The sequence below is a fragment of the Streptomyces cyaneofuscatus genome (assembly GCF_000718135.1).
GTDB classification, from domain to species: Bacteria; Actinomycetota; Actinomycetes; order Streptomycetales; family Streptomycetaceae; genus Streptomyces; species Streptomyces cyaneofuscatus.
Window position 1 is genome coordinate 1 of the sequence record NZ_JOEM01000053.1, and the last position, 1,003, is coordinate 1,003.

At 65.9% G+C, this 1,003-nt stretch carries 1 protein-coding gene; it reads right to left on the reverse strand.

What is annotated here, in order from left to right; translation table 11 throughout:
- The coding region (locus IF17_RS01000000136885) for an AMP-binding protein (RefSeq protein WP_032773129.1) at window positions 1–1,003 on the reverse strand (1,003 nt) is incomplete at both ends.

Below are 1,003 nucleotides of genomic sequence, written 5' to 3' on the forward strand. Positions count from 1 at the left end.
GAGTAGGAATGGAACAGGGTCCATACATCCTCCGGCCCCAGGCCGTACTCCTTCACCCCATGCGTGAACAGCCGAACCACATTGCGATGTTCGATCACCACACCTTTCGGCGACCCTGTCGTCCCCGATGTGTAGATCACATACGCCGCAGAGTCGTCCGCCACAGGCACCACCGGCGCCAATGGCCCGCTCTCCCACCCCTCCAAGAGGACCACGTTCGGATGCTCGGGCCACCCACGGCCCGCACTCAGCAGCACCACCGCACCCGAATCGGCCAGCACATGCTCCGCACGCTCTGTCGGCAACTCCGGGCTCACCGGCACATACGCCGCCCCCACCCGCAACACCGCCAGCATCCCGATCACCAGCTCGAACCCAGGACCGGCCCACAGACCGACCATATCCCCAGCACCGACACCAGCCACCGACAACCGATGCGCCACCCGGCGCGACGCGGCATCCAGCTCTCGGTACGTCAACTCCCGCTCACCGAAAGACAGCGCCACCCGATCCGGAAACAGCTCACACGAACAATCGAACAAGCCAACCAGGCTCAGACCACCCGCACCCGCCAGCTCCACCGCCGCACCACCCGCGTTGCCGAACTTCTCCAGCAACACCCGCCGCTCATCCGCACCCATCAACGGCACCGAACCCGCCAACCGGTCAAGATCGCCGAACGCCAACTCCTCAAGCACACACCGCCAGAAACCCAGCAGCCGCTCAGCCGTCCCCGCCTCGAACACATCCGTCGAGAACTCCAGGAACCCCCGCAACCCACCCGCCCCGGCATCCCCACCACCCTCATCCACCGTGGCAACCAACCGCAGATCGAACGGCGACACCCGGTGCGGCACATCCATCCGCTCCACCGCCACACCACCAAACGCCGGCACACCCGCATCCACCGACTGCAACGCCAACACCGCCTGCACCAACGGCGACGTCGACAAATCCCGCCCAACCCCCAACCCATCCACCAACTGCCGGAACGACACCCCAG